Source organism: Stenotrophomonas maltophilia group sp. LNF247, from assembly GCF_054083135.1.
In genome coordinates this window covers 71,445-97,852 of record NZ_JBSRQL010000004.1, presented here as the reverse complement: position 1 = coordinate 97,852, position 26,408 = coordinate 71,445, and the positions used below count along the sequence as shown (strand labels likewise).

Genomic DNA, 26,408 nt, shown 5'->3' with positions numbered 1-26,408 from the left:
CTGCCCTCGCTACCCTGACCGGGCATTCCAGCGCTTCCCGACCCCGGCGACGAACCTCCGTCAGCACCCGGGGCCCGCGCGCTCCAACCTGGTCCGGCATGTCCAACTCCCGCTTCGTACATCTCCACGTCCACACCGAGTTCTCGCTGGCGGACTCCACCATCCGTGTGCCGGCCAAGCCGGACCAGGCGGACCCGAAGAAGGCCAAGCAGGCCAACCTGCTGTCGCGCTCGGTCGAGCTCGGCCTGCCGGCGCTGGCGGTGACCGACCTCAACAACCTGTTCGCCCTGGTCAAGTTCTACAAGGCCGCCGAAGGCGTGGGCATCAAGCCGATCGCCGGTGCCGACGTGCTGATCGCCGAGGAAGGCCAGGACCCGTGGCGGATGACCCTGCTGTGCCGTGATCGCGAAGGCTACCTGAGCCTGTCGCGGCTGCTGACCCGCGCCTGGATGGAAGGCCATCGCCCCGAAGGCGGCGTAGCCATCCACCCGGACTGGCTGAAGGCCGGCAACGCCAACCTGTTCGCGCTGGCCGGCCGGCAGAGCCTGGCCGGACGCCTGGCGCTGGACGGCAAGCATGAGCTGGCCGAGCAGCAGCTGGCCGACTGGCAACGGGTGTTCGGCGATGGCCTGCACCTGGAGCTGACCCGCACCGGCCGCGAGGGCGAGGAAACCTTCAACCAGTTCGCGCTGATGGCTGCGGGCCAGCGTGGCCTGCCGGTGGTGGCCAGCAATGACGTGCGCTTCCTGTCGCCCTCCGATTTCAGCGCGCATGAGGCGCGCGTGTGCATTTCCACCGGCCGCGTGCTGGACGATCCCAAGCGTCCGCGCGAGTACAGCGACCAGCAGTACCTGAAGTCGGCCGAGGAGATGTGCGCGCTGTTCGCCGACATCCCCGACGCGATCGACAACACGCTGGCGCTGGCCGAGCGCTGCAACATCGAGATGCGGCTGGGCACCTACTTCCTGCCCAACTACCCGGTGCCCGACGACGAAACGCTGGATACCTGGATCCAGAAGATGTCGCGCGAGGGCCTGGAAGAGCGCCTGGAGAAGAATCCGCTGGCGCCGGGCAAGACCCGGGAAGAGTACTTCGAACGCCTGGAGTTCGAGCTCAACACCATCATCAAGATGGGCTTCCCCGGCTACTTCCTGATCGTGGCCGACTTCATCCAATGGGGCAAGAACCAGGGCATTCCGATCGGCCCCGGCCGCGGCTCGGGTGCCGGTTCACTGGTGGCGTGGGCGCTGAAGATCACCGACCTGGATCCGCTGCCGTACAACCTGCTGTTCGAGCGCTTCCTCAATCCGGAACGCGTGTCGATGCCCGACTTCGACATCGACTTCTGCATGGACCGCCGCGACGAGGTGATCGACTACGTCGCGCGCAAGTATGGGCGCGAGCGCGTCAGCCAGATCATCACCTACGGCACCATGGCCGCCAAGGCGGTGGTGCGCGACTCCGGCCGCGTGCTCGGGTTCCCGTACGGCCTGGTCGACGGCGTTTCCAAGTTGATCCCGAACATCCTGGGCATCCACCTGAAGGATGCGCTGGGCAAGGGCAAGGAAGGCCCGAGCTCGGAAATGGCGTCGCCGGAACTGATCCAGCGCTACGAGACAGAGGACGATGTCCGCGACCTGATCGACCTGGCGCTGCAGCTGGAAGACCTGACCCGCAACGCCGGCAAGCACGCCGGCGGCGTGGTGATCGGGCCCGAGCCGCTGAGCGAGTTCTGCCCGCTGTATGCGGAACACGACGAAAATGGGCTCGGCAAGAACCCGGTCACCCAGTTCGACAAGAACGACGTGGAAGAAGTGGGCCTGGTGAAGTTCGACTTCCTCGGCCTGCGTACGCTGACCATCATCGACTGGGCGGTGAAGGCGATCAACAAGCGCCACGAACGCGCGGGCATTCCGTCGGTCGACATTGCCGCGATCCCGCTCGACGATGCGCCCACCTACAAGGACATCTTCGCCAACGGCAACACCGGCGCGGTGTTCCAGTTCGAATCCTCGGGCATGCGCCGCCTGCTGAAGGACGCGCGCCCCGACCGTTTCGAAGACCTGATCGCGCTGGTGTCGCTGTACCGCCCTGGCCCTATGGACCTGATTCCTTCGTTCAACGCGCGCAAGCACGGCCAGGAAGAAATCATCTATCCCGATCCGCGCACCGAAGCGATCCTGAAGGACACCTACGGCATCATGGTGTACCAGGAGCAGGTGATGCAGATGGCGCAGATCGTCGGCGGCTACTCGCTGGGCGGCGCCGACCTGCTGCGCCGCGCGATGGGCAAGAAGGTGCCGGCGGAAATGGCCAAGCACCGTGAGATCTTCCGCGAAGGTGCGGCCAAGGGCGGCGTCGATGGCCCCAAGGCCGACGAGATCTTCGACCTGATGGAGAAGTTCGCCGGCTATGGCTTCAACAAGTCACACGCCGCTGCATACGCACTGGTCAGCTACCAGACCGCGTGGCTGAAGCGCCATTATCCGGCCGAATTCATGGCGGCCACGCTGTCTTCGGACCTGGACAACACCGACAAGGTGGTCGGCTTCCTCGACGAGGTGCGCAACCTCGGCCTGACCGTGCTGCCGCCGAAGGTGAACCAGTCGGCCTTCATGTTCGAAGCGGTCACCCCGGACACGATCCAGTACGGCCTGGGCGCGATCAAGGGCGTGGGCCAGGGCGCCTGCGAAGCGGTGGTCGAGGAACGACTGAAGGGCGGCCCGTTCAAGGATCTGCTGGACTTCTGCACCCGCGTCGGCTCGGCCAAGCTCAACCGGCGCACGCTGGAAGCGATGATCAACTGCGGCGCGCTCGATGAGCTCGGCCGCAACCGTGCCTCGCTGATGCTGCAGTTGCCGGAAGTGATCAAGGCCACTGATCAGATGGCACGCGAGCGTGCGTCCGGACAGAACTCGCTGTTTGGCGGGCCCGACCCGAGCACCGTTTCGATCCAGCTGGACCTGCCAGAAGCCGAAGAATGGCCGTTGCTGCAGCGCCTCAACGGCGAGCGCGACACGCTGGGCTTCTACCTCAGCGGCCACCCGTTCGATCCCTGGCGCGACGATGTGCGCGATCTGGTAGGCAACGACCTGGGTTCGGTGGAGAAAATCTGGAGCGCCAACAGCGGTGGCGGCGGTGGCGGCGAGAAGCGCTGGCGCCCGGAGGTGCAGACCGTGCTGGCAGGCCAGGTGGTCGGCGTGCGCCGCAAGGGCGAAAGCCAGATCTTCATCCAGCTGGAGGATGGCCGCGGCCGCGTCGAGTGCAGTGCGTTCTCCGATGCAATGGCCGAGTTCGGCCACCTGATGACCAAGGACCGCATCCTGGTGGTCAAGGGCGGCCTGCGCGAGGACGAGTTCAACGGTGGCTACGCGCTGCGCATCCGCCAGTGCTGGGACTTCGACGAAGTCTGCGCCAACTACGCCACGCGGCTGTCGCTGCGCCTGGACCTGCGCCAGCAGCGCCCGGTCTGGGAGCGCATCAATGCCCTGCTCGACCGCCATCGCCCGGGGCGCACGCCGCTGCGCCTGGACCTGCTGCTGAAGGGCCCGCACGGCGGTGTCGCCGGCATGCTCGATGTCTCCGGGCAGAGCGCGGTACGCATCGATTCCAAGCTGATGGAGGCGCTGCGCGCCGACCCGGCCGTACGCACGCTGAAGGTGCGCTACAGCCCGCCGTGGGCCAGCTGAGGCTGGCTCCTTCGTGTTCCTGTTTTCCAGTTCCAACCATCAAGGACGATCGCCCATGAAGACCCTGCTGTTTCCGTTCGTTGCCGCACTGGCACTGGCCGCCTGCTCGCCGTCGAAGATCGAGTTCCAGATCGACAACCCGACCGACGCGCCGCTGGCGCTGAGCATCGACGGCCAGGACGTGCCAGTGGCCGCGCACGGCTCGCGCCCGATCTCGCTCGCCATTGGCGAACATCGCCTGCACACAGACGCGCTTGGCGACGTGCGCTTCATCGTCTACGTCGACGGTCGTGGCGGCCTGATCAACCCGACCCTGAGCGAGTACGTGATTGCTCGCGAGGTCTATGTCACCGACGAGAGCAAGCTGAAGAATTTCGGCGTCGGCAACAACGGGATCGAACTGGGCGGGGTCAGCTTCGAAGGTCCCTTCGAGAAGCGCCACGACCTGTTCATCGACAAGACCTGGACCTACGGCGTGCGCGAGCCATTCCCGAAGGAAAAGGTGGTGGCCCATGTCGATTCCAGCGGCGGCCAGATCGTGGCCAAGGTGTTCACGGCCCCGGACTTCATCACCTACGTCGAAGAAGGCATGGGCGAACCCGGTGCATTCAAGCGCCAACAGCCGGCCGGCTACGTCGCGCCGGCATTCAGCCTGGAGCCGGCCCCGGCCAGCCTGCCGGCCCTTGACCCCGCCTTCGAGGCGCACGCCGCGCCGCTGCGCGAGGTCTATGCGCGCTGGCTGAAGGCCACCACCGCCGATGAACAGAAGGCCCTGCGCAAGCAGGACTTCGACGCGCAGATGGCCTTCACCTCGGCCACTGCCACCCTGGGCAGCGGCCTGGGCCGGGAGGCCAACGAGGCCTACAACGACTTCGTTTCCCAGCGCAGCCAGTTGATGGGCCGCAGCGCCCTGGTGGTGCCCTGAGCTGACTGGCGCCGCCTGCCCGGCTGCGCTACCGTCGCCTTCCAGACGAAGGCGTACGGGTGGTTTGCACGCATTCGGCTAGAATTGCCCCCTTCTTTACACGACGGCTTCCGATGAATCCGAACTACCTCGACTTCGAGCAACCCATCGCCGACCTGGAAGCCAAGATCCAGGAACTGCGCAACGCCAGTGCCGGGCCGGCGGTCAATGTCGAGGCGGAAGTGCACGCGCTGCAGGACAAGCTGCGCATGCGCACCGCGCAGATCTTCCGCAACCTGACCTCGTGGCAGGTGCTGCAGCTGGCCCGGCACCCATCGCGTCCGTACACCGCCGACTACATCCGCGTCATGTTCGATGAGTTCCAGGAGCTGGCCGGTGACCGCGCCTTCGCTGACGACAAGGCGATCATGGGCGGCCTGGCCCGCATCAATGGCCGCGCGGTAATGGTGATCGGCCACCAGAAGGGCCGCGACACCAAGGAAAAGATCAAGCGCAACTTCGGCATGCCCAAGCCGGAGGGCTACCGCAAGGCACTGCGCCTGATGAAGATGGCAGAGCGCTTCGGCCTGCCGGTGCTGACCCTGATCGACACCGCCGGCGCCTGGCCGGGCATCGACGCCGAGTCGCGCGGCCAGTCCGAAGCGATCGCGCGCAACCTGATCGAGATGGCCGAGCTGAAGGTGCCGATCATCTGCACCGTGATCGGTGAAGGCGGCTCCGGCGGTGCGTTGGCACTGGGTGTGGGCGACCGCACCGTGATGCTGGAATACGCGGTGTACTCGACCATCACGCCGGAAGGCTGCGCCTCGATCCTGTGGAAGGACGCCGGCAAGGCCAAGGAAGCGGCCGAACAACTGGGCCTGACTGCCCCGCGCCTGAAGAGCCTGGGCCTGGTCGACAAGGTCGTGCGCGAGCCGACCGGTGGCGCCCACCGCAACCCGACCCAGATGGCCAAGCGCCTGAAGGCCGTGCTGCTGAACGAGCTGGACGCGCTGGACAAGCTGGCCACCGAACAGCTGCTGGAACAGCGCTACACGCGCCTGCGCAGTTACGGCACGTACGAGGCAGCCTGATTCATCGGCTTGTTAATTTCTTGCTCGTGCAAGAAAGTAACCAAAGAACACGCCGCCGAACGCGAACCGGTCCTGTGCACCGGTTCCCTGCGCTTCTCGGTGAATCAGGGGACGGCGCCGAACTCGCTGCGCTCAGACATCGGCGCCTCTTCGCCCCTGTTTCACCTGCGATGCTCGGCTCTCTCATGGCGGACCTGGACATCAAAAGCCACAGCTGCACCCAGTAGATCCACGCCATGCGTGGATGCATCTGTGCGATGCGCCGCGCGCGCAGCGCGCCCCGTTCAGAACGGCTTGGCCAGCACCAGCCACACGATCGGAATGAACGCCAGCAGCGGGATCTCGTTGATCCAGCGCAGCGCGCGCGACGACGGCAGCGCCCGGCCCTTGGCCACGCCCTTGAGCAGGCGGCCGATCCAGCCGAAGTACACCAGCAGCACCACCACCAGCCCCAGCTTGGCGTGCAGCCAGCCGGCAGCTCCCGGAGCCACCATGGTCGGGAAATCGGGGATGACCTTGTAGCCCAGCCACAGCACCAGGCCGAGCAGGAACGCCAGGCCGAACATCGAGTGGCCGAAGCGGTACAGGCGCAGGCCCATCAGCTGCAGGCGCTCGCTCACCGCCGGCTGGCCCGCGGTCTCGGCCAGGTTCACCAGGATGCGCGGCAGGTAGAACACCGTGGCCATCCACGCCACCACGAACACGATGTGGAAGGTCTTGACCCAGTAGTAGCTCTGCATGCGCTCGCTCCGGCGGCTGGCGTAGGTTGGCGGCCATTCTCGCATGCCCTGGCGAAGCCGCCGCAGGCACGCCCGCCGCGACACATCGACGCATGGCGCGCCGCAACACCGTACGATAGGCGCCGTTTTCCCCGATCGCGCACCGCCCCATGGACAAGACCTACGACGCCGCCTACTTCCAACGCTGGTACCGCCGTGCCGACATCGGCGGCAGCGCCCGCCTGGCGCGCAAGGTTGCGTTGGCCGTGGCCAGCGCCGAGTACTACCTGGAGCGGCCGATCCGCAGCGTGCTGGATATCGGCTGCGGTGAAGGCGCCTGGCGCGCGCCGCTGCTGAAGCTGCGTCCGAAGGTCGAATATCTCGGCTTCGACAGCAGCGAGTACGCTGTGCGCCGCTACGGCAGGACCCGCAACCTGCACCTGGCCGCCTTCGGTGATTTCGCCTGGCTGCGGCCCTGCGCCCCGGTCGACCTGCTGGTGTGCTCGGACGTGATGCACTACGTGCCCGACCGTGAACTGCGCGCCGGCCTGGCCGGGGTGGCCGAGCTGACCGGTGGCGTGGCCTTCCTGGAGACCTTCGCCGCCGAGGATGAATTCGACGGCGACCACGAGGGCTTCCACGCTCGCCCGGCGCGCTGGTACGGCCGCACGCTGGCCCGGCACGGCCTGCAGCCGGTGGGGTCGCACTGCTGGCTCGGCCCCGCCCTGGCAGGCGATGCCGCCGCGCTGGAACGGATGTGAATCCGGATTCATTATTTTCAGGCAACTTAACCTGCGGGACATCCGGATGGGATATGCTGCGCGGCAACATATGACCATACATATTCGGTCGTCATGCTCTATCAACTGCACGAACTGACCCGCAACCTGCTTGCCCCCTGGGTGCACCAGGCCCAGGCCAACGCCAAGTTCTTCGCCAACCCGGGCCACTGGTGGTCGCAGATGCCGGGTGCCGATCGCCTGGCGGCGGTCAACGAGTTGTTCCATCGCATCGGCAAGGATTACGAGAAGCCCGAGTGGGGCATCAACGAAATCGAGGTCGAAGGCGAGCGCGTGCCGATCGTCGTGCACGAGGAAGTAAGCAAGCCGTTCTGCAAGCTGCTGCGCTTCAAGCGCCACAGCAATGAAGCCGACCAGCTGCACACCATGCTCAACCAGCCGTTCGTGCTGGTGGTGGCACCGCTGTCCGGCCACCATGCCACGCTGCTGCGCGATACCGTGCGCACGCTGCTGCGCGACCACCGCGTGTACGTCACCGACTGGGTTGACGCGCGCATGGTACCGGCCAGCGAAGGCGAGTTCGGCCTGGACGACTACATCGCCTACATCCAGGAGTTCATCCGCCACCTGGGTGTCGAGCGCCTGCACGTGGTCAGCGTGTGCCAGCCCACCGTGCCGGTGCTGGCCGCGGTTTCACTGATGGCCAGCCGTGGCGAGCCGACGCCGCGCACGCTGGTGATGATGGGCGGCCCGATCGATGCGCGCTGCAGCCCGACCGCAGTGAACAACCTGGCCACGCAGAACCCGCTGTCGTGGTTCGAGAACAACGTCATCCACACCGTGCCGGCCAGTTACCCCGGCGCCGGCCGCCGCGTGTATCCGGGCTTCCTGCAGCACGCCGGCTTCCTGTCGATGAACCCGAGCCGCCACTTCAGCTCGCACTGGGATTTCTACACCGACCTGGTCAAGGGCGACCTGGAAGACGCCGACGCGCACCGTCGCTTCTACGACGAGTACAACGCGGTGCTGGACATGCCGGCCAAGTACTACCTCGATACCATCCGCGTGGTGTTCCAGGACTTCCTGCTGCCGCGTGGCGAGTGGGTGGTCAACGGCGAGAAGGTCGATCCGTCGGCGATCCGCGATACCGCGCTGCTGAGCATCGAAGGCGAGCTGGACGACATCGCCGGCCTCGGCCAGACCGAGGCGGCGCAGGCGCTGTGCACCGGCATTGCTGCTGACCGCCGCGAGCATTTCATCGTCGAAGGTGCGGGCCACTACGGCATCTTCAGTGGCCGTCGCTGGCGCGAGGTGGTGTATCCGAAGGTGCGCGACTTCTTCGCCGCGCATGCCGAAGCACCGGCGGCGAAGGCCACGAAGAAGAAGAGCAACGTCACCCCGTTGCGGCGAAAGGCGGGGTAACCAGGCCCTGGTAGATGCCAACCTTGGTTGGCGCTCTACCATGGATCCCGGCATCCGATCGATCGTGCCAACCAAGGTTGGCACCTACCGAAGCCTGGGCTCCCGCTTACAACCGCACCAGCAGGTTCTTGGCAATCAGCCCATGCAGCTTGCCGATGCCGCGTGCCAGGTGCATCGTCAGCACCAGCAGCAGTGCGCCCGCCGCAGCAACCGCGATCGCCACCAGCGGCGAGGCGGCCATCGGCAGCACGTTCACGCCATCGACGTAGACACCCGGAATGTCACCGCTGAACAGCGCGGCCACCGGCGCCCAGATCAACCCCAGTGACAGCGACAGCAGCGTCACCGCGATGGTGAAGTAGACTACGCCCAGCGGCAGCATCAGCACGAAGTACAGCAGGGTCAGCCAGGTACGCCCATCGGTGAACATGTCGCCGATGCGCTGCAGCCAGGTGCGGCTACGGTCGGTGTAGCGCGGACGGCGCGGCATGCGCTCGCCCAGCAACGCTTCCACCAGCCGCCCTTCCAGCAGCGCCAGCCCACGCACCGAGCCGAAGAACAGCACGGTCAGCGGAATGCCGACGATCAGGATCAACAGGCCGAGCGAGAGCGACAGGCCGGTCACCACCCAGGTGAAGAAGAAGATGCCGGTGGCCAGCGACAGCAGCATGTAGAACAGCGCGCCGTAAGCATGCGGATCGGCCACCACGCCGAAGAAGCGCGCCAGCAGCGAACGCGGCACCGGCACAGGCGGCGGCGAGGCCGGCTCGACGCCACTGGCTTCGGCCGCCGCACGCAGCACCGGCGCGGTATCCGCACGTGGCGTACGCAGCGCGCGGTTCACCGTTACCTCAGTCTCGCGGTAGATCTCGGCCACCTCGTCCGGCGCACCGTAGCTGCCGGCGACGTCGGCGATCACCTCGGCCTCGCTGCGGCCGGGCTGCGCCGCCAGCTCCGAGCGCAGGTATTCCTCGGCGTCGTACAGCGCGTCCTGCACCATCGCCGGATCGGCGCCCTCCAGCGCCGCGCGCAGCTGCGCCAGGTACTGCGGAATGGTGGTGGGCAGGGCACGGCCTGCCAGGCTCGGGTCGTTCATTGCGGTACCCCCTCCAACACGGAATCGACGGAATCGCGGGTGGCCTGCCAGGCCTGGCGCCACTGCGCCAGCACCTCGCGGCCACGTTCATTGATGCGGTAGTAGCGTCGCGGCGGCCCGCTGCTGGACGGCTCCACATGGCTTTCCAGCAGCCCGGCGCCCTCCAGGTTGCGCAACACCGGGTACAGCGCGCTCTGCTTGCCGCTCAGCACGCCCTCGCCCACCCGCTCCAGCTCTTTGGCAATGAGGTAGCCGTACAACGGCTCCCCGGCCCGGGCCAGCACCGCCAGCAGGGCCAGCGACACCGTTCCGGCGCTGAGCTCCTTCTGGAACTTCTTCAGGTGGACATCGTCCTCGGACATGGCCGGCCCTCCACTACGTTGAAGTCCACAGTAGTGCGAAGTTCGGTATAGCGAATGTGTCGTTAGTCACTCTGCCGGTTGGCGCGGCTGCGCGGCTCGCGCAGAATCGAAGTCTCGTTCATGTTCCGGGGTTCCCATGCCGCACCGTCGTCGCCCTGCCCTGACCGCCCTCGCCTTCGCCTGCCTGCTGCCCGCACTGGCCAGTGCAGCCACGCCCTACCGCAGCCCGCAGCAGATCCTCGACGCCTCGGCGGCCAGCGACTGGCGCACCCCGGACCCGGCCAACCTGCTGTACATGGACCTGCCAGCCGGGCGCGTGATCATCGAACTGGCGCCGCAGTTCGCCCCCCGCCATGTCGCCAACATCCAGACCTTCGCCCACGAGCACTTCTGGGACGGCACCAGCATCTACCGCTCGCAGGACAACTTCGTGGTGCAGTTCGGCGATGCCGACGCCGATGACGCGGCCAAGGCCAGGCCGTTCGGCAGCGCCGCGCGCAAGCTGCCGGCCGAGTTCGAACGCGCCAGCGCCGGCCTGAAGGTCAGCGTGCTGCCGGATCGCGATGGCTGGGCCGCGCAGACCGGTTTCGTCGACGGCTTCCCGGTCGGCCAGGACCCGCAAGCCGGCAAGGCCTGGCTGGCGCACTGCTACGGCATGCTCGGTGCCGGCCGCAGCAACGAGGAAGACAGCAGCATCGGCGCCGAACTGTACGTGGTGACCGGTCAGTCGCCGCGCCAGCTGGACCGCAACATCACTCTGGTCGGTCGCGTGTTGAAGGGCATGGAACTGCTCAGCGCGACCCGGCGCGGACCGGCGCCGATGGGCTTCTACACCGACCCGAAGCTGCGTACGCCGATCCTGTCGATCCGCCGTGCCAGCGACGTGCCGGCGGCCGAGCGCACGCCGATCCAGGTGCTGCGCACCGATTCGAAGACCTTCGCCGATACGGTGGAGGCGCGGCGCAATCGCGTGGATGATTTCTACAAGCGCCCGGCCGGGCATATCGATCTGTGCAATATTCCGGTGCCGGTGCGGTAGGAGCCTGGCTTCCTGCACGTGGCGCGTGCTGAAGGTGCTTCACTGTTCATGGGCGTCACTTTTCTTTTCGCGCGAAAAGAAAAGTAACCAAAAGAAACGCGCCGCCAGGTCGCGAGCCGCCGTGCTTCGCACGTCGGTCCCCTGCGCTTCTCGGTGAATCAGGGGACGGTGCCGAACTCGCTGCGCTCAGACATCGGCACCTCTTCGCCCCTGATTCCCCTGCGATGCTCGGCTCGCTCAAGGCGGACTCAAGGTCAAGAGCCACAGCTGCACGACGATGTTTGGTAGTGCCGGGCCGGGCCCGGCGAGCGAAGCGACCGCTTTTGCCTTTGATCTTGGGTCCGCCTTGAGCGAGCCGAGCACCGCAGGTCCGGCGAGGGCGAAGAGGCGCGGGTGTTTGAGCGCAGCGAGTTCCCGCGCCGTCCCTCGACGGGCCGAGGAGCGCAGGGTACCGGTGCGCAGCACCGGCTCGCGGCCGGCGGAACGTTTCTTTTGGTTACTTTTCTTTGCGTACAAAGAAAAGTAACGCCCATGAACAATGAAGCACCTTCAGCACGCGCCACGCGCAAAACGCCAACGCCTCAGCCCTTCTGACTCACCGCCACGCTCCCCAGAATCAACGCCCCCGCCACCAGCATCTGTACCGTCACCGCCTCCCCCAGGAACAACCACGCAAACGCCGCACCGAACAACGGAATCAGGTAGGTCACCGTCGACGCCCGCGACGGGCCGATACGACCGATCAGGCGATAGAACATCAGGAACGCCAAGCCAGTGCAGGCCACGCCGAGGGCGATCGCCGCGCCCCAGGCCTTGGCCGGAATCGCCGCCTGCGGCCAGTGGCTGACCGCCATCGGCAGCATCCACAGCGAGGCGCAGGACAGCGTTGCCGCCGCAGCGGCGGCCGACGGCAACCCGGTCATGTGCCGCTTCACCAGGTTCACGCCCAGGCCGTACAGCAGCGATGCCGCCGCACCGGCCAGCACTGCGGTGCCGATACTCAGGCCGGAAACCTTGGCCGTGGCCAGCACCACCACGCCGGCGAAGCCGACCAGCAGCGCCCCGGCACGGCGCATGCCGATCTTCTCGCCGAAGAACAGGAACGCGATCAGCGCGGCGAACAGCACCGTCATCGCATTGCAGATCGCACCGATCGCAGCCGGCGCCTGCTCGGCGGCATAGGCAAACAGCACGAACGGCAGCGCCGAATTGATCAGGCCGATCGGCGCCAGCCACAGCCAGCGCCGCGGCGGGAACTGCGCGCGGGCGCGCCACAGGAACGGCAGCAGCACCAGCGCACCCAGCACCAGCCGCACCTCGACCAGCGCGAACGGGCCGAACGACGGCACCGCCACCCGCATGAACAGGAACGAGCAGCCCCAGATGGCGCCCAGCAGGGTCAATTCCAGCGGCGTGCGCCAATCGCGCTCGGCCGCCTGTGGGACCGCATTCATGCCTTGCCTCCGTACATCGTCAATTCTTCGCCAAGGCGGACAGGATCAGGCGCAGACGCCCGCGGCACAAGCGCGTAGTATCGCTGCCAGCCACAAATATGGTTTGAGGCTCGACATGCTGCTACGCCCTTCCCTGCTACCCGCACTGGCCGTGTTCGCGGTCGCGGCGCGCCACCAGAACTTCGCCCAGGCCGCGCAGGAGCTGCACCTGACCGCCAGCGCGGTCAGCCACCACGTCCGCCGCCTGGAAGAAGTGCTGGAAGTACGGCTGTTCCTACGCCACGCCCGCGGCGTGCGCCTGACTGCCGAGGGCCGGCAACTGGCCGACGCTGCCAGCGCCGCCTTCACCGATGTCGCGGCCGTCGCCCATCACCTGCAGCCGGATGCCGACAGCGTGCCGCTGCGCATCACCACGCTGCGCTCGCTGTCCTACTGCTGGCTGCTGCCACGGCTGCCGCGCTTCACCCAGGCCTACCCGCACATCCGCATCGAGCTGCATACCGGCAGCGGGCTGGATCGCTATGACGACAACGGCCCGGAAGTGGGCATCCGCTACGGCCTGGGCCAATGGCCCGGCCTGCGTGCGCAGCACCTGATGGATGACTACCTGTTCCCGGTCGCCTCACCGGCACTGGCCGGCGTCGAAACGCTGGTCGATCCGGCGCGCATCGCCGACCTGCCGCTGCTGACCGACCTGTCGCCGCAGGGCTGGCGCGACTGGTTCCGCCACGCCGGCGTGCGCACGCCGTCGCCGCTGCCACCCATGCACACCTTCGCCGACAGCACCGACGCGATGCGTGCAGCGGTGTATGGCATGGGCGCGGTGCTGGCGCGCACCCACATCGCCCAGCCCTACCTGCAGCGCTACGAGGTGGTGCGCCTGCCCGGCCCGGCGCTGAAGGCGCGCTATGCGTATCACGTAGTGCATGCCGAAGGACAACCGCCCAGCCCGGCCGCACGCCTGTTCATCGACTGGCTGCTGGAGCAGGCGCAGGACGAACGCACACCGATTCCGGCATTGCCGGACAGCCTGCTCGGGCGCTCGGCCACGCCCACCTGACTTCGCCCTCACCCATTCTTTGCCCGATGCTGGCTAGGCTGCAGGCAACTCCACAACGTACCTACGCCATGGCCATGCTGCGACTGCGCATTACCGGAACCGAAGACGACGCCCGTGCCATCAGCGACCTGCTGCTCGGCCTGGATGGCATCGAGCATGTCGAGGAAACCGACGACCTGATGCCGCACATGGACGACGACGACTCCAGCTCGGCCGGGCTGTCCGATGACATCGGCCCGGGCATCCACGAGCTGGAAGTGGAAGTGGGCAATGAAAGCACCGCGCAGAAGGTGCGCGACGCCGTGCAGGATCTGGCGCTGGAACTGGATGTGTTCGTCGAGTACGAAACCGACGAGGGCTGATGCCGGCGGGCTGCCGGCATCAGCCTCGACCTCAGCGGTTGGGCGGCAGCTTGCGACGGTGGCGACGCCACCATGCGCGCACGCCCCAGGCTGCGACCAGGGCCAGCACCGCCACCGGCAGCAGCGCGGCAACAGCACGAATCAGGAACGCCACGCTGGTGCTGAGAATGCTGCCCGACTCGCTCAGCGCCTCGCCGATCTCACTTCGGCTGCGTTGGCCCGAAGTGGTCTCGAAGTGCAGCGTCACCAGCTGGGTATCGATGCGCCGGCGCTGCTGCGCGGCGTCCTTGTTGGCCTGCTCGACACCCGCCTCGATCTCTGACAGGCGCGTGGTGATCGCCATCAGATCTTCGATCTTCAGGTCCTTGCGGTCCTGGTAGGACAGCAGGCGGGCGTGCTCCTTTTCAAGCCGCGCTTTGGTCAATGCCGTGTCGGCCACCGCCTGCGCGAGATCCTCGGCGCGCGTATTGCGGGACTGCAGCTTGCCGCCTTCACCGGCCATCGCGATCAGCGGCTCGGCGCCCTTCGGCGCGATGCGCACCTTGACCTCACCGCTGGGTTGCTCGCCACTGCGCTGGTCGACCTGCAATACCGCGCAGTCGCCGAACTTCGCGCTCTGGCAGGCTTGGGCGATCTGCTGGATGCGCGGCGCGATCTTTGCCGCCTCCAGCTGCACCTGCACGTCATGTTCATAGGCGAGGAACGCACCTTCTGGCGACGCGACGGCCGCTTCGGCGGCCGGGGCGCCCGCATCCGCGGCCATGTCGCCCTGCTTGGCGCAGCCCGCCAATGCCAGCAGCAGCACCGGCATCGCCAGGCTGCGCGTCCAGGCGCGCGCGCCCGTCACAGTGCGGCTCCGTCGTAGGAGGTCACCGAAAGGCCAGCCAGATCGACCTGCGGCACGCAGCGCACGTTCACCGCCACCATCGGTGTGCCGCTACGCGGATCGACCGCTTCGCTGTAGGGGGCGACGCCACATTCGCGGCAGTGGTGATGGTCGATGTGGGCCTTGTTGAAGTGGTAGGTGGCCACGTCAGCCGGATCGGTGGTCAGCTGGAACGCCGCACGCGGGGCGAACCACAGCAGGCTGCCACGGCGGCGGCACATCGAGCAGTTGCAGTCGATGACGTCGCTGATCGGCGCCCCGGCCTGTACGGTGAATGCGATCCTGCCGCAATGGCAGCTTCCCTGGTATTCCATGTCCTGCGCTCCTTTGGAGGGTCCTTGTCTGCGCCCATGGTAATCCTATGGCACGGGGACAAAGCAGCCACGCGGCCCTATGCTCAGGGTTTGACCCCGTACAGGAACGCCGATGCGCCCGCATCTTCTTGCCCTCGCCCTGGTCGCCGCCCTGGCCGGTTGCCAGCCGGCCGACGCCCCGACCAACGCTTCCACCCCGGCCACCAGCCAGCAGGCCGGTGACGCGGCGGTCGATGCCGCCTTCGCCGACCTGTCCAAGCGCGCCCTGGACACCTGGATGCAGCTGTCGCCGGTCAGCGCTACCCAGATCGGTGACCACCGCTACGACAGCGAGCTGGACGACCTCAGTGCCGCCGGCCAGCAGAAGACCGTGGCCGCCTACAAGGCGCTGCTGGGCGAGCTGGACAAGATCGAGGTGGCCAAGCTGGGCCGCGAGAACCAGGTGGACGCGGCGATCCTGCGCAACCAGCTGCAGTCGGAAATCTGGAACGCCGAAGTGCTGCAGTCCGGCAAGTGGGACCCGCAGCTGTACAACGGCATCGCCGGCAGCGCGATCTACGGCCTGATGGCGCGCGAGTTCGCGCCACTGCCGGAGCGCCTGAAGTCGGCCACCGCGCGCATGGAAAAGCTGCCGGCGATCTTCGCCCAGGCCCGCGAGAACCTGGATCCGGCGCGCGTGCCGAAGATCCACGCCGAGACGGTGGCCAAGCAGAACAAGGGCATCCTCAGCATCGTCGATACCTTCATCACCCCGCACATCGGTGAACTGCCGCAGGCCGACCAGCAGCGCCTGCAGGCCGCCATCGACGGCCTGAAGAAGGCCGTGGACGAGCAGCAGACCTGGCTGGACAAGACCCTGGTGCCGAACGCAAAGGGCGATTTCCGCATCGGTGCGGAAAAGTACGACCAGAAGCTGAAGTTCGCGCTGAGCTCGTCGCTGTCGCGCCAGGAGATCGGTGAGCGTGCACGTGCCGAACTAAAGCGCGTGCGCGAGGACATGTACGGCATCGCGCAGACCGTGCTGAAGGACAAGCCGGGTGCGCCGGAGATGCCGGCCCAGCCGACCGACGAGCAGCAGCAGAAGGCGATCGAAGCTGCGCTGGAACTGGCCTACGCCGACAAGCCGGCACGCGACAAGGTCGTCGACGATGCCAAGGCCGCGCTGGAGCAGTCCACCGCATTCGTGCGCGAGCACGACCTGATGACGCTGCCCGATGCGCCGGTGGACATCATCCTGATGCCGGAATTCCAACGTGGCGTGGCCGTGGCCTACTGCGATTCGCCGGGTCCGCTGGACAAGAACCTGAAGACCTTCTACGCCGTGTCGCCGATTCCGGACGACTGGAACGACAAGCAGGTCGACTCGTTCCTGCGTGAGTACAACTCGCGCATGATCCACCTGCTGAGCATCCACGAAGGCACCCCGGGCCATTACCTGGAGGGCTGGCATTCGGCCAAGTTCCCTTCCACCCTGCGTGCGGTGCTGCGTTCGGGCCTGTTCGCCGAAGGCTGGGCGGTCTACACCGAGCGCATGATGCAGGAGCAGGGTTACCTCAACAACGACCCGCTGTTCCACCTGGTGCAGCTGAAGTTCTACCTGCGCACGATCTCCAACGCGATCCTCGACCAGGGCGTGCACGTGGACAACTGGGATCGCGAGAAGGCGATGCACCTGATGACCCACGACGCGTTCCAGCAGGAAAGCGAAGCGGCCGGCAAGTGGGTGCGCGCGCAGCTGACCTCGGCGCAGCTGCCGACCTACTTCGTCGGTGCGCAGGAACACTTCGACACCCGCAAGGCAGTGCAGGAGAAGCTGGGCGACAAGTTCAACCTGAAGGCGTACCACGACCAGGTACTGTCCTACGGCGCACCGCCGGTGCGTTTCGCACGCCAGCTGATGCTGGACCAGCCGATCGAGTGATCGAGCCGGTGTGAGGTGAAGCGGAGCGGCCCGGGGAAACCCGGGCCATTTTTTTCTGCAAGGTTGTGGCGGCTGAGCAGGATTAGCTGCTGCAGTTGCTCGTCGGCGACGGGTGCGGCCATCGCGGTCGCAGTGCTCCCGGCCAGCGCGAGCGCCAGCAGCAGGGAGCATAGGGAGCGGATCATGCAGGTCCCCAGAAGCACGCCGGGGTCGGAGCCTTTTTCGAAGGGAAGGGCTCGGACCCCGAAAACACTCATTGATCGGCCGCCACGAACCCCCCGGTCTGCCGCGCCCACAACCGTGCGTAGAGCCCACCGGCCGCAATCAGTTCGGCATGGCTGCCGGTCTCGACGATGCGGCCCTGGTCCATCACCACCAGCCGGTCCATGCGCGCGATGGTCGACAGCCGGTGCGCGATCGCGATCACCGTCTTGCCGCCCATCAGCTCATCCAGGCTGTCCTGGATCGCCGCTTCCACTTCCGAGTCCAGTGCCGAGGTTGCTTCGTCCAGCACCAGGATCGGTGCGTCCTTCAGCAGCACGCGGGCAATGGCGATGCGTTGGCGCTGGCCGCCGGACAGCTTCACGCCGCGCTCGCCGACATGCGCGTCGTAGCCACGACGCCCCTGCCCGTCCACCAGCGTATCGATGAAGGCCTCGGCACGTGCTTTGGCCACCGCAGCGCGCAACTGCTCATCGGTCGCGTCCGGCCGGCCGTACAGCAGGTTGTCGCGGATCGAGCGATGCAGGAGCGAGGTATCCTGGGTGACCACGCCGATCTGCTGGCGCAGGCTTTCCTGAGTGACGTAGGCAATGTCCTGGTCGTCGATCAGGATGCGGCCGCTTTCCAGGTCGTACAGGCGCAGCAGCACGTTGACCAGGGTCGACTTGCCGGCACCGGAAGGACCCACCAGGCCGATCTTCTCGCCCGGCTTCACCACCAGGTCGAGGCCTGCGATCACGCCGCCCTTCTTGCCGTAGTGGAAGTGGATGTCCTGGAAGTGCACGCCACCGCGGGTCACCTGCAACGGCACCGCATCCTCGCGGTCCTGCACGGTCAGCGGCTGGGCAATGGTGGTGATGCCATCCTGTACCGTACCGATGTCCTCGAAGATGCCGTTGATGGTCCACATGATCCAGCCGGACATGTTGTGGATGCGGATCACCAGGCCGGTCGCGAGCGTGATCGCGCCGACAGTGATGTGGCCGCCATTCCACAGCCACAGGGCCAGGCCACAGGTACCGGCAATCAGGAAACCGTTGACGATGGCGATGGTCAGGTCCATGCCGGTGGTCACCCGGGTCTGCGCGCGGTGCTTGACTGCCAGCTCCTGGATCGACTCGGCCACGTAGGCCTGCTCGCGCCCGCCATGGGCGAACAGTTTCAGCGTGGGAATGTTGGTGTAGCCATCGACGATGCGGCCCATTGCCTTCGAACGTGCTTCCGAGGCGATCCAGGCCCGCTCCTTCGCGCGCGGCACGAAGTAGACCATGATCACCACGTAGGCCAGCAGCCACAGGATCAGCGGCACCATCAGCCGCCAGTCGGCCTGCGCGAACAGGTACAGCGCGGTGCCGGTATAGACCACGATGTACCAGAGCGAGTCGACCATCTGCACCGCCGACTCGCGCAGCGAGGTACCGGTCTGCATCACCCGGTTGGCGACGCTGCCGGCGAAGTCGTTCTGGAAGAAGCTCAGGCTCTGCCGAACCACGTAGTTGTGCATCAGCCAGCGCGAGCGGTTGCTCAGGCCGGGCACGATGGCCTGGTTGACCAGCAGGTTGTGCAGGCCGACCAGGATCGGCCGCGCGATGACCGTGATGAACAGCATCCAGCCCAGTTCATTGGCATGGCGCTTGAAGAAATCGGCACCGGGTTGCTCGGCGACCATGTCGACGATGCGGCCCAGGTAATCGAACATGGCCACTTCCACCAGCGCCAGGAGCAGGCCGGCGATGAGCGTGGCCAGCAGCACCGGCCACACCGGGCGCAGGTAGTGCAGGTAGAACGGCAGCACCTTGCGCGGTGGCATGCGCCCATCCACGGGCGGGAACACCGGAATCAGGGATTCAAACCAACGGAACATCGCATTCCCTCGCCATCTTAGCCGACGGAGTATCCCACGCCGCATGTGTACGCCGGCCGACGATCGCTGCGGCTGCGGTCGTGCCGGCCGCTGGCCGGCAACCTTGTGACGCCTCCCGCGAAGCTGAAGTGGCCGGCCAGCGGCCGGCACTACCCATCGGATTCGTCAAACGTCAGCGCCGGGGCACGCCCGGCGGCGTCATTTCACCGGGGTGAACAGCAGGTCCTGGAAATCGAAACTGAAATCGGTCAGGTCGGAAATCGGCTGCATGCGCACCTCGCGCACCTTGCCATCCGGGTCCAGGCTGAAGTTCACGAAGGCGTCGGCGTTGAGCGAACGGTCGTCCCAGCGCACGATGAAGGTGTCGTGCTGCCAGTGCTCCAGGCGCCCGCTCAGCTGCGCGGTCTTCGCAAAGCGCAGGCGCAGGCCCTTGCCTTCGGCGCTGATCTGCATGTCGCCATACCAGCGGTCACGGAAGCTGCCGGTGTAGCCGGCCAGCGCCAGCGATGGCCTGCTGCCCTTGTCGCGTGCGCTCTGGTGCTTGGCCCAGGCCTCGTCGGCCTTGTCCTGTCCCTTGGCCACGGCCTTGGCATAGGCGTCCACCCAGTCATGCTTTTCACCGCCCAGGTAGGCATCGAGCACGCTCAGGGTGATCGCATTGAACGCCGCGCCCACTTCCTGATTGGTCAGCACCACCACGCCCAGTTTCTCGCCCGGTACCAGGGTCAGCCGCGAAACCATGCCCGGCCAGCCACCGGTATGCCAGACCAGCTTCTGCCCACGGTAGTCGCTCAGGCTCCAGCCTTCGCCATAGCCGGCGAAGTTGGCCCGCGCAGGTGCCAGCTCCGGCACGCTCGGCGCCGGGATCGACTGCGGCGTGATCATCCGCCACATCTGCTGCTGGCTCTTCTCGCTGAACAACGGCGTGCCGTCGGCCAGCTTGCCTTCGGCCAGCTGCACCTGCATCCAGCGCGCCATGTCGTGCGCGCTGGAATAGATGCCGCCGGCGCCGGCATTGTTCGACCAGGTCAGCGGCGCAACGGTGCGCAGGTCCTTGAAATCGTACTTGGCGTGGCCGACCGCGGCCTTGTCGCCCGGCTTCAGGTGATCGGCGTTGTAGCGCGTGCCGGTCATGCCCACCTTGTCGAAGATGCGCGTCTGCAGGAACTGCTGGTAACTCATGCCCGAGACATGCTCGATCACCTGCTGGGCAACCGCGTACAGGATGTTGTCGTACGCGTAGCTCTCGCGGAAACCGCCCTTCAGCGGCACCCTGCCCAGCCGTTCGACTACTTCGGCATTGCTGTAGGAGGTGGCCGGCCAGAACAGCAGGTCGCCGGCACCCAGGCTCAGCCCGCTGCGGTGCGACAGCAGGTCGCGGATCGTCATCTGCCCGGTCACGAACGGATCGGACATGCGGAACGACGGCAGGTGGTCGATCACCTTGTCATCCATCTTCAGCTTGCCGTCCTCGGCCAGCAGGTTCAGCGAAGTGGCGGTGAACGCCTTGGTGTTGGACGCAATGGCAAACAGCGTATCGGCCTGCACCGGTTCCGGCTTGCCCTGCTCGCGCACGCCCCAGCCGCGCTCCAGCACCACCTCGCCATCCTTGACCACCGCCACCGCAACACCGGGCACGTCGAACTGCGCGCGCACGCGCTCGACGGTCGCATCCAGCTCCTGCAGCTGCGCCGGGGTGGCAGCGCTCGCCATGGTCGTGCACGCCAGCAGCACGGCTCCTCCAATCCAGGGTTTCATCCAGCACGATCTCCGAACAGGGGTGGCGGCCATGTGCAGGCCGTCACCGGGGTTTCGCGGGATGGTAACGGTCTGCGGCGCACCCTGCCCTGTGCCATAGGAGGGGTGTCATGGGCGGAAACGGCCAACCGAGCAACGGCTCCACCATCATTCCGTGCCTGCGCTACCGCGATGCGCAGGCTGCCATCGACTGGCTGCAGCGCGCCTTCGGCTTCCATGCCCAGGCCGTCTACGCCGACGGCGACACGGTGTTCCATGCGCAGCTGACCTTCGGCACCGGCATGATCATGCTGGGCTCGGCCAGCAACCAGAGCGCGTGGAGCGAGCATGCGGCGTTGCCTGATGAGGTCGGCGGCCGCCAGACGCAGAGTGCCTGCGTGATCGTCACCGATGCCGACGCGCACTACGCCCGGGCCAAGGCCGCCGGTGCCCGCATCGTCATCGACATCGCCGACCAGGACTACGGCGGCCGTGGCTATGCCTGCGCCGACCCGGAAGGCTATCTGTGGTGGTTCGGCAGCTACGACCCGTGGCGCACGGACCACGGCCAGTGACCGCGACCGCCCGGCAGGCGGAGATCCGCTGCGGCATCGGTGGCTGGGTGTTTCCCGAATGGCGCGGCGGCGTTTTCTACCCCGTGGGCCTGCCGCAGCGTGAAGAGCTGGCCCATGCCAGCCGCGCCCTGCGCTGCATCGAAATCAACGGCACCTTCTACCGCACGCCCACCGCCGCACAGTGTGCGCAGTGGGCCGCGCAGACGCCGGAAGGCTTCCGCTTTGCGATGAAGGCACCACGCTACCTGGTGCAGCGCCGCGACCTGTCCAGCACGGTGGAGGCAGCCGCGCCCTTCCTGCAGGCAGCGATCGCGCTCGGTGACCGGCTTGGCCCGTTGTTGTGGCAGTTCGATCCACGCCACCCGGCCGACGCCGATGCACTGGACGCGCTGATGGCGCAGCTGCCGAAGCAGCTGGAAGGGGTGCCGCTGCAGCATGCGCTGGAGGTCCGCAATGCCGCAGCACATGGCCCCGCACTGGTCGCCGCCGCGCGCCGCCACGGCGTGGCACTGGTGATCGAGGACAGCGACGAGGCGCCGCTGCACGGCGACGTCAGTTCGGGCTTCGTCTACGCGCGGATCAAGCGCAGCCAGGCCCGCTTGAAAGAGGGCCTGCCTGCGCCCGTGCAGCAGCGCTGGGCTGAACGCGCGCGACGCTGGTCACGCGGCGAGCCGGTGGACGACCTGCCCTGTCTGGCCGGGCACGCCCCGGAAACCCCGCGCGAGGTCTACCTGCTGTGCATCGGTGCCGGCAAGGCCCGCAACCCGGCGGCAGCGATGGCCCTGCAGCGCCTCATCGACGGCGCCAGCGGTCCAGCCCCCACAGCAGGGTCCAGCCCACCACGAACACGCCCGCAACGCGCAGCACGTTGAGCAGGAAGGCCGCCAGGCCCAGGCGTTGCAGTTCGAGGAATGGATACGGCGCCTGTCCGGTCATTGCAGCGACCAGCATCGCCCAGCCAAGGTAGGCCAGCGGTACCAGCAGCACGCCGCCCAGCGCGCGCCAGCGCAGCTCACCGTGCGGCAACAGCAGCAGCCACCCCAGCAGGAACAGGGCAGGCACGACATAGTGCAGGCCCGCATCGACCCACCATTGCAGCCCGGTCGGTTGCCACAGCCCCTGCAATGCAAGCACGTAGACGCACGCGGTCACACCGATGCACAGCGCCAGGCTCGCCGCCACCGCCGGCTTGAGCACTCTGCCAAGGACCACCCACCCACATCCGACGCAGACAGCCAGGTTGCTGAGAATGGTGAAATAGCCGAAGAAACGCAGCGTCGCCACGCCGATCCCGGCCGCCGCCCCCGGCCCCTGCACCAGCAACAGGTACTGCAACAGCAGCGAGGCTGCCGCCATCAGGGCAGTCAGTGCGGCCCATCCGCGCAGAAGGGAGCAATCGGCTGCCATGGCTCGGTTCTCTGGGTCGATGCCGCGAGCATGCCACAGTCATCGCCGACGGCCGCGCGATTGCCTCACAATAGGCTGATGAGCACACCCGACACCCGCAAAGCGCTGTGGCAGATCCACTTCTGTGTCCTGCTGTGGGGCATCACCGCCATCCTCGGCAAGCTGATCACCCTGCCCGCACTGCCGCTGGTGTGGTGGCGCATGCTGCTGGTGACGGCGATGCTGGCCCTGCTGCCACGGGTCTGGCGCGGGTTGCGCACCCTGCCCCTGCGGCTGGTCGCCGGCTACGCCGGCGTTGGCGCGCTGGTCGCCCTGCATTGGCTGACCTTCTATGGCGCGGTGAAGCTGGCCAATGCCTCGGTGGCTGCCACCTGCATCGCACTGGCGCCGGTGTTCACCTCGATCATCGAACCGTGGGTGGCCAAGCGGCCGTTCCAGCTGCGTGAGCTGGCGTTCGGCCTGGCGGTGCTGCCGGGTGTTGCGCTGGTGGTCGGTGGCGTGCCCGATGGCATGCGCCTGGGTGTGTTGATCGGCGCGATCTCAGCGCTCCTGGTGGCGGTGTTCGGCTCGCTCAACAAGCGCATGGTCAGCCACGCCGATCCGCTCACGGTCACCGCGCTGGAGCTGGGTGCGGGCACCCTCACCCTGACCCTGCTGGCGCCGCTGATGCCCTACCTGCTGCCTGCGCTGGCCAGCCCGTTGTGGGTGGTCCCGGACCTGCACGACGGCATCCTGCTGCTGGTGCTGGCCGGGTTCTGCACGCTGCTGCCGTTTGCCCTGGCCCTGGTCGCACTGCGCCACCTGAGCGCCTACACGGTGCAACTGGTGACCAACCTGGAGCCGGTCTATGCGGTGGTGCTGGCGGTGGTGCTGCTGCGCGAGCAGCACGAGGTCACCCCGTGGTTCTACCTGGGCGTGGCGATCATCGTCGGCGCGGTGTTCCTGCATCCGCTGCTGAACCGCCGCAAGCCGGTGCAGCATCCGGAGATTCTTGGCACGGCCGAGGCGCGCAACATCGCCGATTGAATGCATCCACGCATGGCGTGGACGCCCGTATCAACGCTGCGGCCAATGCCAGGCCGGCGCATCCAGCAGGCCCTGCCCGCTCAACAGCGTGCGGCCCTGTTCCTTGTACAGATGCAGCGAATGGCACCCTGGCGCCTGTTCCAGCGCCGCGATCAGGCGGCTGGCGTGTGACACCACCCATACCTGGCTGCGCGAACTGGCTGCGATGATCAGCCGCGCCAGCGCCGGCAGCAGGTCCGGATGCAGGCTGGTCTCCGGCTCGTTGAGCACCAGCAGCGGCGGTGGACGCGGCGTGTGCAGCGCAGCAGCCAGCAGCAGGAAGCGCAGCGTACCGTCGGACAGTTCGGCCATCGACAACGGCCGCAGCAACCCCAGCTGGTGGAAGCGCAGGGCCAGTCGACCGTCCAGCTCTTCGAAGCCGACCGTGGCACCGGGGAACGCATCGTCGACGCTGCGTGCCAACGCCACCGGGTCACCGATCTCGAGGATGGTGACCCAGGCCGCGGCCAGATCCCGGCCGTCGTGATGCAGCACCGGCGTGCGCGTGGCCATCGCCGGCTGCCGCGCCGGTGCATCGGCGTCGCTGCGGAAATGGTCGTAGAAGCGCCAGCGACGGATGTACTCGCGCAGGGCGATGGTTTCCGGCAGGCGCTGCGGATCGCCGACCTGGGTGAACAGGCTGTCGAACAGCGACAACCTGTCATCCACCAGATCCCAACCGCGCGCATGGCGTTGCCGAACCATTGCCCCACGGCGATCAACCAGCAGGTTGGCGCTGCGCAGGAACGGGCCGGCCCAGATCGCCTCGGCCTTGATCTGCGGGTCCAGCGCGAAGGCCGATCGACTGGGCGGCGGGTAGCCCAGATCGATGGCGTAGCCGAATTCGTCAGTGGCGAAGCCCAACTTCAATCCCACCGATTCCTGGCGTGGGCCGCCCTGCAGGGGGATTTCGCCGGCAGCAACCCGACGGTCCATTTTTTCCGGACCCGCCCACAGCGCCGAGCCCAGCCCGCCTTCGCGGGCCAGCACCGCCGCGACGCCGCCCTGCGCGGTCTCGGCCAGCAGGCGCAGGGCACGGTACAGGCTGGACTTGCCACTGCCGTTGTCACCGGTCACCACATTCAACTGCTGCAGCGGCAGTACGAGCCCGTGCAGCGAACGATAGTGGGCGATGGCCAGGGTCTGCAGCATGGGCGGCGTCCGGGGAAACAGGGCGTCATGCTGGCCGGTTCTGATCGCAGGAGCTGCGACGCCAAGTGAAACGGGAAGAGCATCCACGCATGGCGTGGATCTACTGGAGCGGCATCGAATCATCCACGCGTCGCATGCGTTCAACGCGCGAACCGCCGTGTTTCAGTCCGCCCGTTCCACCCGGTTGCGACCTTTGCCCTTGGCCCGGTACAGCGCCTTGTCGGCACGTGCCAGCGTCTCATCCACGCTTTCACCGGGCTGGTGCTGGGCCACTCCAATACTGATCGTGACCGGGAACCCCAGCGGCAGATCAGCAACGGCCAGGCGCAGGAACTCGCACTGAAGTTCGGCGGTTTGCAGGTCGGTCGCCGGCATCACCGCCACGAACTCCTCGCCGCCATAGCGCGCGGCCATGCCACGGCCGGCGAAGTGCGAGCGCAGCAGCGTGCCCAGCTCGGCCAGCACCCGGTCGCCGGTGGCGTGGCCCTGGAAATCGTTGATGTGCTTGAAGTGGTCGATGTCCAGCAGCGCGACGCAGGCCACAGCGGGCTGATCCCCGGTCACCGCCACTGCCTCGTCCAGCGCCGCCGCCATCGCGCGGCGGTTCGGCAGGCCGGTCAGCGCATCGGTGCGGCTCTGCTCGGCCAGGTCGGCGTTCTGCGCCAGCAGCACGTCGTGGTACTCCGACAGCAGGCGCTCGTAATCATCGCGTTCCAGCATGTGGTTCTGGATGTCGAGCGCGAAACGGCGCAGCTCCATCACCAGCATCACCTGCCGCGACAGCGCGGCCAGCGCCTCGGCCTTGTCGCTTGGCAGGTGCTGCGGCTGTGCATCGAACACGCACAGCGTACCCAGCGGCAGGCCATCGGAACTGATCAGCGGCGCACCGGCGTAGAAGCGGATGTGCGGGTCGCCGGTCACCACCGGGTTGTCGTGGAAGCGGATGTCCTGCAACGCATCCTCGACCACCATGATTTCGTGCGGCTGCAGGATGGCGTGGCCACACATCGATTCGCTGCGCAGGTTTTCCGCCGCGTCGACGCCCTGGATCGACTTGAACCATTGCCGTTCGACGTCAATCAGGGTCACCGCCGCCATCGAGGTACCGCAGACCGCCTTGGCGATCGCCACCAGGTCGTCGAATGACTTCTCGCGCTGCGAATCAAGGATCCGGTAGCGGTACAGCGCCTCGAGCCGGAGGGCTTCGTTGGCAGGCTTGTCGGGCTTGATCATGCAGCGTCACTTCCGGCAGGTCACTGCAAAGTCTAGCTGATGCCGGCGCGTAATCCGCACAACGGGTAGTGCCGGCCGCTGGCCGGCATCC

The 26,408-nt window shown here is 67.0% G+C and carries 23 protein-coding genes; 12 read left to right on the top strand and 11 right to left on the bottom strand.

Features of this window, described 5'->3' with window-relative positions; genetic code table 11:
- Nucleotides 1–98: 98 nt before the first annotated feature.
- The 3 genes from dnaE to ACTXG9_RS05715 all read left to right on the top strand — a co-directional run bounded on the left by dnaE (nucleotide 99) and on the right by ACTXG9_RS05715 (nucleotide 5,687).
- Nucleotides 99–3,689: a DNA polymerase III subunit alpha gene (gene dnaE / locus ACTXG9_RS05725; RefSeq protein WP_456115415.1), complete on the top strand. Its 3,591-nt coding sequence runs from the start codon at nucleotides 99–101 to the stop codon at nucleotides 3,687–3,689.
- A 55-nt stretch (nucleotides 3,690–3,744) separates the two neighbouring features.
- Entirely contained in the window at nucleotides 3,745–4,614 is an 870-nt protein-coding gene (locus ACTXG9_RS05720) for a hypothetical protein (protein ID WP_155029200.1), read from the top strand.
- Nucleotides 4,615–4,727: 113 nt separating this feature from the next.
- Nucleotides 4,728–5,687 carry an acetyl-CoA carboxylase carboxyltransferase subunit alpha gene (locus ACTXG9_RS05715; protein ID WP_456115414.1) on the top strand — a complete coding sequence of 320 codons (960 nt, stop codon included), beginning with the start codon at nucleotides 4,728–4,730 and terminating at the stop codon, nucleotides 5,685–5,687.
- Between the two features lie 284 nt (nucleotides 5,688–5,971).
- Here the strand turns inward: ACTXG9_RS05715 and ACTXG9_RS05710 are convergent, their stop codons facing one another.
- Nucleotides 5,972–6,427, bottom strand: a complete 456-nt coding sequence (locus tag ACTXG9_RS05710) for a CopD family protein (protein WP_021203668.1) — start codon at nucleotides 6,425–6,427, stop codon at nucleotides 5,972–5,974.
- 149 nt (nucleotides 6,428–6,576) lie between these two features.
- Between ACTXG9_RS05710 and ACTXG9_RS05705 the strand changes: the two genes are divergently transcribed.
- Together ACTXG9_RS05705 and ACTXG9_RS05700 are read left to right on the top strand one after the other, a co-directional pair.
- A complete protein-coding gene (locus ACTXG9_RS05705) occupies nucleotides 6,577–7,167 on the top strand; it encodes a class I SAM-dependent DNA methyltransferase (protein ID WP_134729426.1) in 591 nt (196 codons plus the stop codon).
- A 93-nt stretch (nucleotides 7,168–7,260) separates the two neighbouring features.
- Nucleotides 7,261–8,568, top strand: coding sequence for a polyhydroxyalkanoate depolymerase (locus ACTXG9_RS05700; RefSeq protein WP_456115413.1), 1,308 nt, complete (start codon nucleotides 7,261–7,263; stop codon nucleotides 8,566–8,568).
- A gap of 106 nt (nucleotides 8,569–8,674) precedes the next feature.
- Here ACTXG9_RS05700 and ACTXG9_RS05695 read toward each other — a convergent pair whose 3' ends face one another.
- Together ACTXG9_RS05695 and ACTXG9_RS05690 are read right to left on the bottom strand one after the other, a co-directional pair.
- Nucleotides 8,675–9,664, bottom strand: a complete 990-nt coding sequence (locus ACTXG9_RS05695; protein WP_456115412.1) for a sensor domain-containing protein — start codon at nucleotides 9,662–9,664, stop codon at nucleotides 8,675–8,677.
- Nucleotides 9,661–10,026, bottom strand: a complete 366-nt coding sequence (locus ACTXG9_RS05690; RefSeq protein ID WP_004150914.1) for a PadR family transcriptional regulator — start codon at nucleotides 10,024–10,026, stop codon at nucleotides 9,661–9,663. Before ACTXG9_RS05690 ends, ACTXG9_RS05695 begins: the two co-directional genes overlap by 4 nt.
- Nucleotides 10,027–10,162: 136 nt before the next feature.
- Here ACTXG9_RS05690 and ACTXG9_RS05685 point away from each other — a divergent pair, with 136 nt between their 5' ends.
- Entirely contained in the window at nucleotides 10,163–11,065 is a 903-nt protein-coding gene (locus ACTXG9_RS05685; RefSeq protein ID WP_111102005.1) for a peptidylprolyl isomerase, read from the top strand.
- Between the two features lie 581 nt (nucleotides 11,066–11,646).
- Here ACTXG9_RS05685 and ACTXG9_RS05680 read toward each other — a convergent pair.
- Entirely contained in the window at nucleotides 11,647–12,519 is an 873-nt protein-coding gene (locus ACTXG9_RS05680) for a DMT family transporter (RefSeq protein ID WP_058983404.1), read from the bottom strand.
- Between the two features lie 115 nt (nucleotides 12,520–12,634).
- Between ACTXG9_RS05680 and ACTXG9_RS05675 the strand changes: the two genes are divergently transcribed.
- Together ACTXG9_RS05675 and ACTXG9_RS05670 are read left to right on the top strand one after the other, a co-directional pair.
- Entirely contained in the window at nucleotides 12,635–13,579 is a 945-nt protein-coding gene (locus tag ACTXG9_RS05675; RefSeq protein ID WP_111098966.1) for a LysR substrate-binding domain-containing protein, read from the top strand.
- 68 nt (nucleotides 13,580–13,647) lie between these two features.
- Nucleotides 13,648–13,941: a hypothetical protein gene (locus ACTXG9_RS05670; protein WP_021203661.1), complete on the top strand. Its 294-nt coding sequence runs from the start codon at nucleotides 13,648–13,650 to the stop codon at nucleotides 13,939–13,941.
- A 31-nt stretch (nucleotides 13,942–13,972) separates the two neighbouring features.
- Here ACTXG9_RS05670 and ACTXG9_RS05665 read toward each other — a convergent pair whose 3' ends face one another.
- Nucleotides 13,973–14,752 (bottom strand): DUF4349 domain-containing protein, encoded by a 780-nt coding sequence (locus ACTXG9_RS05665; RefSeq protein WP_111102009.1) that lies wholly within the window; start codon nucleotides 14,750–14,752, stop codon nucleotides 13,973–13,975.
- 32 nt (nucleotides 14,753–14,784) lie between these two features.
- Nucleotides 14,785–15,141, bottom strand: coding sequence for a GFA family protein (locus tag ACTXG9_RS05660; RefSeq protein WP_456115411.1), 357 nt, complete (start codon nucleotides 15,139–15,141; stop codon nucleotides 14,785–14,787).
- A 112-nt stretch (nucleotides 15,142–15,253) separates the two neighbouring features.
- On the opposite strand from ACTXG9_RS05660, the gene ACTXG9_RS05655 reads away from it, so the two are divergent.
- Entirely contained in the window at nucleotides 15,254–17,062 is a 1,809-nt protein-coding gene (locus ACTXG9_RS05655; protein ID WP_159359943.1) for a DUF885 domain-containing protein, read from the top strand.
- Nucleotides 17,063–17,315: 253 nt separating this feature from the next.
- Here ACTXG9_RS05655 and smrA read toward each other — a convergent pair whose 3' ends face one another.
- Together smrA and ACTXG9_RS05645 are read right to left on the bottom strand one after the other, a co-directional pair.
- The gene (gene smrA, locus ACTXG9_RS05650) at nucleotides 17,316–19,148 is read right to left on the bottom strand and encodes a multidrug efflux ABC transporter SmrA (RefSeq protein ID WP_019659144.1); all 1,833 of its coding nucleotides are present in this window, start codon (nucleotides 19,146–19,148) and stop codon (nucleotides 17,316–17,318) included.
- 198 nt (nucleotides 19,149–19,346) lie between these two features.
- Nucleotides 19,347–20,906: a serine hydrolase gene (locus ACTXG9_RS05645; protein WP_456115410.1), complete on the bottom strand. Its 1,560-nt coding sequence runs from the start codon at nucleotides 20,904–20,906 to the stop codon at nucleotides 19,347–19,349.
- Nucleotides 20,907–21,016: 110 nt separating this feature from the next.
- Between ACTXG9_RS05645 and ACTXG9_RS05640 the strand changes: the two genes are divergently transcribed.
- Complete coding sequence (locus ACTXG9_RS05640) at nucleotides 21,017–21,460, top strand: VOC family protein (RefSeq protein WP_134729408.1); 444 nt, start codon at nucleotides 21,017–21,019, stop codon at nucleotides 21,458–21,460.
- Nucleotides 21,457–22,332, top strand: coding sequence for a DUF72 domain-containing protein (locus ACTXG9_RS05635; protein WP_021203650.1), 876 nt, complete (start codon nucleotides 21,457–21,459; stop codon nucleotides 22,330–22,332). Before ACTXG9_RS05640 ends, ACTXG9_RS05635 begins: the two co-directional genes overlap by 4 nt.
- On the opposite strand, the gene ACTXG9_RS05630 is transcribed toward ACTXG9_RS05635, so the two are convergent.
- On the bottom strand, nucleotides 22,253–22,867 hold the full coding sequence (locus ACTXG9_RS05630; RefSeq protein WP_026346926.1) for a Pr6Pr family membrane protein: 615 nt from the start codon (nucleotides 22,865–22,867) through the stop codon (nucleotides 22,253–22,255). The two genes, ACTXG9_RS05635 and ACTXG9_RS05630, sit on opposite strands and share 80 nt — an antisense overlap.
- Nucleotides 22,868–22,945: 78 nt before the next feature.
- Here ACTXG9_RS05630 and ACTXG9_RS05625 point away from each other — a divergent pair, with 78 nt between their 5' ends.
- Nucleotides 22,946–23,893, top strand: coding sequence for a DMT family transporter (locus ACTXG9_RS05625; protein ID WP_021203649.1), 948 nt, complete (start codon nucleotides 22,946–22,948; stop codon nucleotides 23,891–23,893).
- 30 nt (nucleotides 23,894–23,923) lie between these two features.
- Here ACTXG9_RS05625 and ACTXG9_RS05620 read toward each other — a convergent pair whose 3' ends face one another.
- Nucleotides 23,924–25,084, bottom strand: coding sequence for an AAA family ATPase (locus tag ACTXG9_RS05620; RefSeq protein ID WP_227854131.1), 1,161 nt, complete (start codon nucleotides 25,082–25,084; stop codon nucleotides 23,924–23,926).
- Between the two features lie 162 nt (nucleotides 25,085–25,246).
- Nucleotides 25,247–26,317, bottom strand: coding sequence for a sensor domain-containing diguanylate cyclase (locus ACTXG9_RS05615; RefSeq protein ID WP_456115409.1), 1,071 nt, complete (start codon nucleotides 26,315–26,317; stop codon nucleotides 25,247–25,249).
- Nucleotides 26,318–26,408: the final 91 nt, after the last annotated feature.

What these genes read in the sequence shown, in the direction of transcription:
- dnaE (WP_456115415.1), top strand. Translation starts at nt 99, where the DNA reads ATGTCCAACTCCCGCTTCGTACATCTCCACGTCCACACCGAGTTCTCG.
- ACTXG9_RS05720 (WP_155029200.1), top strand. Translation starts at nt 3,745, where the DNA reads ATGAAGACCCTGCTGTTTCCGTTCGTTGCCGCACTGGCACTGGCCGCC.
- ACTXG9_RS05715 (WP_456115414.1), top strand. Translation starts at nt 4,728, where the DNA reads ATGAATCCGAACTACCTCGACTTCGAGCAACCCATCGCCGACCTGGAA.
- ACTXG9_RS05710 (WP_021203668.1), bottom strand. Translation starts at nt 6,427, where the DNA reads ATGCAGAGCTACTACTGGGTCAAGACCTTCCACATCGTGTTCGTGGTG.
- ACTXG9_RS05705 (WP_134729426.1), top strand. Translation starts at nt 6,577, where the DNA reads ATGGACAAGACCTACGACGCCGCCTACTTCCAACGCTGGTACCGCCGT.
- ACTXG9_RS05700 (WP_456115413.1), top strand. Translation starts at nt 7,261, where the DNA reads ATGCTCTATCAACTGCACGAACTGACCCGCAACCTGCTTGCCCCCTGG.
- ACTXG9_RS05695 (WP_456115412.1), bottom strand. Translation starts at nt 9,664, where the DNA reads ATGAACGACCCGAGCCTGGCAGGCCGTGCCCTGCCCACCACCATTCCG.
- ACTXG9_RS05690 (WP_004150914.1), bottom strand. Translation starts at nt 10,026, where the DNA reads ATGTCCGAGGACGATGTCCACCTGAAGAAGTTCCAGAAGGAGCTCAGC.
- ACTXG9_RS05685 (WP_111102005.1), top strand. Translation starts at nt 10,163, where the DNA reads ATGCCGCACCGTCGTCGCCCTGCCCTGACCGCCCTCGCCTTCGCCTGC.
- ACTXG9_RS05680 (WP_058983404.1), bottom strand. Translation starts at nt 12,519, where the DNA reads ATGAATGCGGTCCCACAGGCGGCCGAGCGCGATTGGCGCACGCCGCTG.
- ACTXG9_RS05675 (WP_111098966.1), top strand. Translation starts at nt 12,635, where the DNA reads ATGCTGCTACGCCCTTCCCTGCTACCCGCACTGGCCGTGTTCGCGGTC.
- ACTXG9_RS05670 (WP_021203661.1), top strand. Translation starts at nt 13,648, where the DNA reads ATGGCCATGCTGCGACTGCGCATTACCGGAACCGAAGACGACGCCCGT.
- ACTXG9_RS05665 (WP_111102009.1), bottom strand. Translation starts at nt 14,752, where the DNA reads ATGCCGGTGCTGCTGCTGGCATTGGCGGGCTGCGCCAAGCAGGGCGAC.
- ACTXG9_RS05660 (WP_456115411.1), bottom strand. Translation starts at nt 15,141, where the DNA reads ATGGAATACCAGGGAAGCTGCCATTGCGGCAGGATCGCATTCACCGTA.
- ACTXG9_RS05655 (WP_159359943.1), top strand. Translation starts at nt 15,254, where the DNA reads ATGCGCCCGCATCTTCTTGCCCTCGCCCTGGTCGCCGCCCTGGCCGGT.
- smrA (WP_019659144.1), bottom strand. Translation starts at nt 19,148, where the DNA reads ATGTTCCGTTGGTTTGAATCCCTGATTCCGGTGTTCCCGCCCGTGGAT.
- ACTXG9_RS05645 (WP_456115410.1), bottom strand. Translation starts at nt 20,906, where the DNA reads ATGAAACCCTGGATTGGAGGAGCCGTGCTGCTGGCGTGCACGACCATG.
- ACTXG9_RS05640 (WP_134729408.1), top strand. Translation starts at nt 21,017, where the DNA reads ATGGGCGGAAACGGCCAACCGAGCAACGGCTCCACCATCATTCCGTGC.
- ACTXG9_RS05630 (WP_026346926.1), bottom strand. Translation starts at nt 22,867, where the DNA reads ATGGCAGCCGATTGCTCCCTTCTGCGCGGATGGGCCGCACTGACTGCC.
- ACTXG9_RS05625 (WP_021203649.1), top strand. Translation starts at nt 22,946, where the DNA reads ATGAGCACACCCGACACCCGCAAAGCGCTGTGGCAGATCCACTTCTGT.
- ACTXG9_RS05620 (WP_227854131.1), bottom strand. Translation starts at nt 25,084, where the DNA reads ATGCTGCAGACCCTGGCCATCGCCCACTATCGTTCGCTGCACGGGCTC.
- ACTXG9_RS05615 (WP_456115409.1), bottom strand. Translation starts at nt 26,317, where the DNA reads ATGATCAAGCCCGACAAGCCTGCCAACGAAGCCCTCCGGCTCGAGGCG.